We start from the raw sequence: 4,701 nt of genomic DNA, 5'->3' as shown, positions 1-4,701 counted from the left end.
GAATTATTGCAGTTTGTCGCGCAGCTGCGTGAGCTTTCTGGTGGGAAGCCGGTGGGAATTAAGCTAACCATTGGTCATGCTTGGGAATGGTTTGCCATCGCTAAAGCCATGCTTAAAACCGATATTACCCCCGACTTTATTGTGGTAGACGGGGCAGAGGGTGGCACAGGCGCATCCCCTGTCGAGTTTATGAATCACGTCGGGGTGCCTCTATTAGAAGGTTTGCGCTTAGTACATAACACGCTGGTGGGGATAGGCATGCGCGAGCGCATCAAAATTGGCGCCTCAGGAAAAATCATCAGTGCGTTTGATATGGCTCGGGTGATGGCTTTGGGGGCAGATTGGTGTAACAGTGGGCGTGGCTTTATGTTTGCTATTGGGTGTATTCAGGCCTTAACCTGTCATACTGGTAAATGCCCGACAGGGGTAACCACGCAAGATCCACTTCGCCAAAAAGCCTTGGTGGTGTCGGATAAGTCATTACGCGTTGCGAGCTACCACAACAATACGTTAAAAGCATTGGCCGAGCTTTTGCGTGCGGCAGGGTTGACTCATCCATCTGATTTGCGTCCACACCATATTGCGCGCCGTATAGCAAATGGCGAGGTACGTGTATTATCTGCGTTATTTCCGGATTTGGAAAAAGGCGAATTATTGCGCAACGAGTTCCGGCAAACGGTGTTTAGAATGGGTTGGCCAATGGCAAACCCGGACTCTTTTGAGCCCGAATATAGCTTAAGTGCCGCCATGTCAGGTCTAACCAATACACAACTACCTCAAAAAAACGAGGCGGCTGAACCCGTACAAACCAATATTTAAATAAAATAGCTCATGGGTGGAAGGCGATTTAGAGCATCCATTCGATGGGCAGCTTGGACATAAAACGCACCCACCAGCGGCTAAATAGGCTTGTGCCTGGCTCAGTGGTGTGCGTTATTATCGAACCATCTTCTTCTTGTTCAAGCCATATTAGCTTGTTGTGCTCATTGAGCGCTAAACGATAGCTAGAATAAGGGATACGCTCGGAAAACAAACGGGAAATTTCCTGCGCTAAAGTTGGGCTATGGATCACAAACCCGAGTTCGGTATTAAGATTGGCTGAGCGTGGATCAAAGTTAAATGAGCCAATAAACACACGCTCCCCATCCATGGCAAAGGTTTTAGCGTGTAGGCTGGAGCCAGAACTGCCAAAAGGATTTTTGCCCTTTTTGTTTAAGTTGCCAGACGAAAGTTTTTTCAGCTCATAAATTTCTATACCGGCACGGAGCATGGCTTTACGTCGTTTGATATAACCGGCGTGAACCGCTGCTACATCCGTGGCTTCGTATGAATTGGTTAATACACGAACTGGAATGTTTTTTTGGCGCAAACGCTCAAAACCGCGCACACCGGTTTTTGTTGGGACAAAATAAGGCGAGATTAAATCAACTTGTAGCGCTGGGGTACCAATAGCATGGTGCAACTGGTAGGACAGCATTTGCTTAGCGTTGGCTTTACCCTCGGCTTTAATGGGATCGTCACTGACCATTTCGGTTTTGACCCACTCTACGTCAAGACGCTGCTGCAGTAGTTCTTGGACTAGCTCGGTATCACGTAAAACATGTAAGTAGCGCTGTGTGCGATCTGGGTTTTGTTTAAGCACCTGACCTAGATCCAGGTCATCAAGGGTATCGGTAGGTTTGAGCTTGACGATTTGGTCAATAGGGTAGGCCAACGGGCTAGCCCAGTAGCGATCAAAATCGTAAGACACGTCTTGTACCACGGCGCCAAAGGCTAATACGTCTAAATCCGCAAACAAGGTTTGATCCGTAGCACCAAAATATTCGTCACCAATATTACGTCCCCCTACCACCGTGGCCATATTATCCACCGTAAAAGACTTATTGTGCATGCGGTGATTTAAGCGGTAAAAATCGGTCAGATAACCAATAGCTTTGGGGCGGCGTATGACAAAAGGGTTAAATAAACGCACCTCAAAATTGGGGTGCGTATTCAGCAGGGCGAGCTCACGATCAAGCTTGCGGATCCCATTGTCATCGAGCAAAAGGCGAACACGTACCCCTCTCTCCGCCGCATTGTGCAGGTTCTGTAAAAGCATCATTCCGGTAGTGTCGGCACGCCAAATGTAATATTGCACATCTAGGGATTTTTCTGCAGCATGAATCAGCAAAGCACGTACGGCAAAAGCATCATGCGCATCGGGTAACGCTCGAACACCGCTCAGGCCAGGGTGTGCATTAATTAAAGGTTGTAGCGCTTGCCCAAGTCGAGTGTTAGCCGCCTCTTCGGCTGAAATGGCTTGACTAGGAGTGCGTTCAGACAAAGGGGGTAAAGCGCAGCCAGAGATAAACGCTACCGAGGCACAGATAGTGGCAAGGCGGTGTTTATAAAAAGCAGGTAACAGCGGTCGTCGATGAAACATAACTATCAGCCAAGAAGAGAGGGTGTAGTTTTAGATCATAAACGAAAAAAACCGCCTAGATAAGAAATCTAGGCGGCTTAGGCGTAACCATCATGTTTTTGTGAAAATTAACCATCAACTTGCATTAATAGGATGGCTAAAATTAAAAGCATAATCCCAAAGACAATAGTACGATTCATGGGTTGGTCTAAAAACCACCATGTGGCTAAAGCGGTTCCAGCAATGGATAGCACCCCCCAAGCTGTATACGCCACAAAAAGAGGCATACCTTGAACGGCAATAGCTAAAAGAGCAAAAGCCGCCATAATCAGTACAATAGCGGCGACACCCCAGACTTTCTTTTTAAAGCCGTTTGAGATAGCCAAAGCCAGATTGGCTAACACATCTAGCACGACAGAGCTCAATAAGAAGGCAAAGTGAATGCTCACACAGCCTCCTGTTCAAGTTCCTCTTCTTGTTGGTAGCCACGATGAATGACGGCAATCCCGATCAAAGACAACACAATACCTGTTGCTTGAATCATGGAGATTTGCTCTTGCAGCCACAAATAAGAAACAAAAGCGATCAGCACCATGCCTATACCTTCCCACGCGGCGTTAGCAAAAGTAACGGGTATACGTATGGTGGCTCGACTTAAAAACAGATAAGATAGACCGACTGCCAACATGGCGATGATAGTACCAGCGAGTAAATATCCTTCGCTGACAAAAACCTTCATGAGTGAAGTGCCAACTACTTCACCTACAATTGCGAGTGTCAAAAAGACCCAATGCATAAAAATCGTTCGGTTTAGAACGCTCCATATAATAAACACCTCTTTATGGTATAAGGTTTTTATTACAGTACCAAATCACTGAGAGACAAAATTTTTGACGGCGGAGCCAGGGTTCGGATGCGTATAGAACATATTGAGTATTTTGTAGCCACAGCTCGATTAGGCTCCATTGCTAAAGCTGCGCTTTCATTAGGGCGTAGACGCAGTACAGTTAGTATGGCGATTTCCGCCTTGGAAGATGAGCTAGGCGTAAAATTATTTGAACGTACGGGAAATAGCTTGCAGCTTTCTGCGATAGGAGAAAGCATTCTGGATGACTGCCATCGGCTCTTAAGTCTGAGTTTGGGTATTAAGCAACGTTGCTTAATTGGTGATCATGCACAGCGCCAAGAGTTACGAATTGGCCGAGATGATGCGTTATCTGAAGCCTTTTGGCGGCATATTATTTTACAGCTACGGCAGCGCTATCCTCACTTAAGTCTAAGCATGCGTTTTGCTTCCTCTGATGAGTTGCCCGATTTAGTCCGTCAACAACAATTGGACATTGCTTACGGCATTTCAGAAAATTTATATGATCCGGCCGATGGTTTGCACCGTCGGGTGTTAGGCAGGGTAGTGATGCGTATGATGATTGCTCATGATCACCCTTTAAGTCGTCTCCAGCATGTCACAGATACCGATTTACGCTCGCTGGCGCAAATCACCTATATGGATAGTTCTAATCAGGAGCGATTTCATCTGGAGCATGTGGGCAGTGAGCGCATTGCTTTAAGTAGCTTTGAGCTAGTGCGAGATGCTATCCGCGATGGGTTAGGCTGGGGCTACGTGCCTGAGCCTTTATTGCAGTTAGAGCAACGGGATGCTCAAGAGCTGACCACTTTACGTCATGGGCTGATGGTAACGGGTTATCCGTATTTGGTTTATAGCCGCGAGGTATTAGTTGCGGCGGGGCCGCAAAAAAACTTGTTGTCAGAAGTGAATGAATTGGTAGCAGCAGCGATGTTAGAGATTAGCTCCGAGTCCTTATTACGCTGATGTGGTAACGCGACAGGGTTGAGCCACTGTCGCGTTAAATAAAGTTTAGGCGATTTGTAATGTGCCTTTAGCATTCATGGTGAGATCAATCACATCACTGGCCGTAATGCAGAGGTATTGTGGGTCTAAATCGGCTTCGCTCATGTTGTTATGTTTCATGCATGAGCTGCATACAGCGATTTTCCCACCTAGACTCAGGTATTCCTCCAGTAAATCTTTAGCGGGTTTAAAAGCCGGGCCAATATCAATAGGGTCGGTGGCATTGGGCTTACCCAGTAAAACGGCATCAGCCATCAAAATAATAGTGCAGCTATGACCTTTGCGTGCAGCATTCACAGCCATGGTCAGCCCAATGGTTATTTTGCTTAGGTCGCCTTGGGGACCATCAAATAACGTAGCAACAAAATCAGTGGTTTGCATAAAAATTCCTAAATAGTATTAACGAGAGCAAGAGTGCGGTTTGAGCCAA

6 protein-coding genes are annotated in these 4,701 nt (G+C 46.6%); 2 read left to right on the top strand and 4 right to left on the bottom strand.

Annotation, left to right across the window (positions count from 1 at the left end; translation table 11 throughout):
• Positions 1-819, top strand: an 819-nt coding sequence (locus Q1V74_RS08325) for an FMN-binding glutamate synthase family protein (RefSeq protein WP_300648072.1), incomplete at its 5' end; no start/stop codon positions are given.
• Between the two features lie 28 nt (positions 820-847).
• On the opposite strand, the gene Q1V74_RS08320 is transcribed toward Q1V74_RS08325, so the two are convergent.
• The 3 genes from Q1V74_RS08320 to Q1V74_RS08310 form a co-directional block, all read right to left on the bottom strand.
• Positions 848-2,422, bottom strand: coding sequence for a phospholipase D family protein (locus tag Q1V74_RS08320; RefSeq protein WP_300648070.1), 1,575 nt, complete (start codon positions 2,420-2,422; stop codon positions 848-850).
• A 107-nt stretch (positions 2,423-2,529) separates the two neighbouring features.
• On the bottom strand, positions 2,530-2,850 hold the full coding sequence (locus Q1V74_RS08315) for an SMR family transporter (protein ID WP_300648068.1): 321 nt from the start codon (positions 2,848-2,850) through the stop codon (positions 2,530-2,532).
• Positions 2,847-3,197, bottom strand: a complete 351-nt coding sequence (locus Q1V74_RS08310; protein WP_300648066.1) for an SMR family transporter — start codon at positions 3,195-3,197, stop codon at positions 2,847-2,849. The genes Q1V74_RS08315 and Q1V74_RS08310 overlap by 4 nt, the downstream gene beginning before the upstream one ends.
• A 117-nt stretch (positions 3,198-3,314) precedes the next feature.
• Between Q1V74_RS08310 and Q1V74_RS08305 the strand changes: the two genes are divergently transcribed.
• Positions 3,315-4,232 (top strand): LysR family transcriptional regulator, encoded by a 918-nt coding sequence (locus Q1V74_RS08305; protein ID WP_300648064.1) that lies wholly within the window; start codon positions 3,315-3,317, stop codon positions 4,230-4,232.
• Between the two features lie 45 nt (positions 4,233-4,277).
• Here the strand turns inward: Q1V74_RS08305 and Q1V74_RS08300 are convergent, their stop codons facing one another.
• Positions 4,278-4,652, bottom strand: a complete 375-nt coding sequence (locus tag Q1V74_RS08300; RefSeq protein ID WP_300648062.1) for a DsrE family protein — start codon at positions 4,650-4,652, stop codon at positions 4,278-4,280.
• Positions 4,653-4,701 lie beyond the last annotated feature (49 nt).

The organism is Paenalcaligenes sp., from assembly GCF_030152715.1.
Taxonomy (GTDB): Bacteria; Pseudomonadota; Gammaproteobacteria; order Burkholderiales; family Burkholderiaceae_B; genus Paenalcaligenes; species Paenalcaligenes hermetiae.
Note: the sequence above shows the minus strand (reverse complement) of the source record. Positions and strands in the feature narration are given on the sequence as shown.

Bases quoted from the DNA above. Each gene is read 5' to 3' on its own strand.
- Q1V74_RS08310 (WP_300648066.1), bottom strand. From the start codon at position 3,197: ATGCATTGGGTCTTTTTGACACTCGCAATTGTAGGTGAAGTAGTTGGC.
- Q1V74_RS08320 (WP_300648070.1), bottom strand. From the start codon at position 2,422: ATGTTTCATCGACGACCGCTGTTACCTGCTTTTTATAAACACCGCCTT.
- Q1V74_RS08305 (WP_300648064.1), top strand. From the start codon at position 3,315: ATGCGTATAGAACATATTGAGTATTTTGTAGCCACAGCTCGATTAGGC.
- Q1V74_RS08300 (WP_300648062.1), bottom strand. From the start codon at position 4,652: ATGCAAACCACTGATTTTGTTGCTACGTTATTTGATGGTCCCCAAGGC.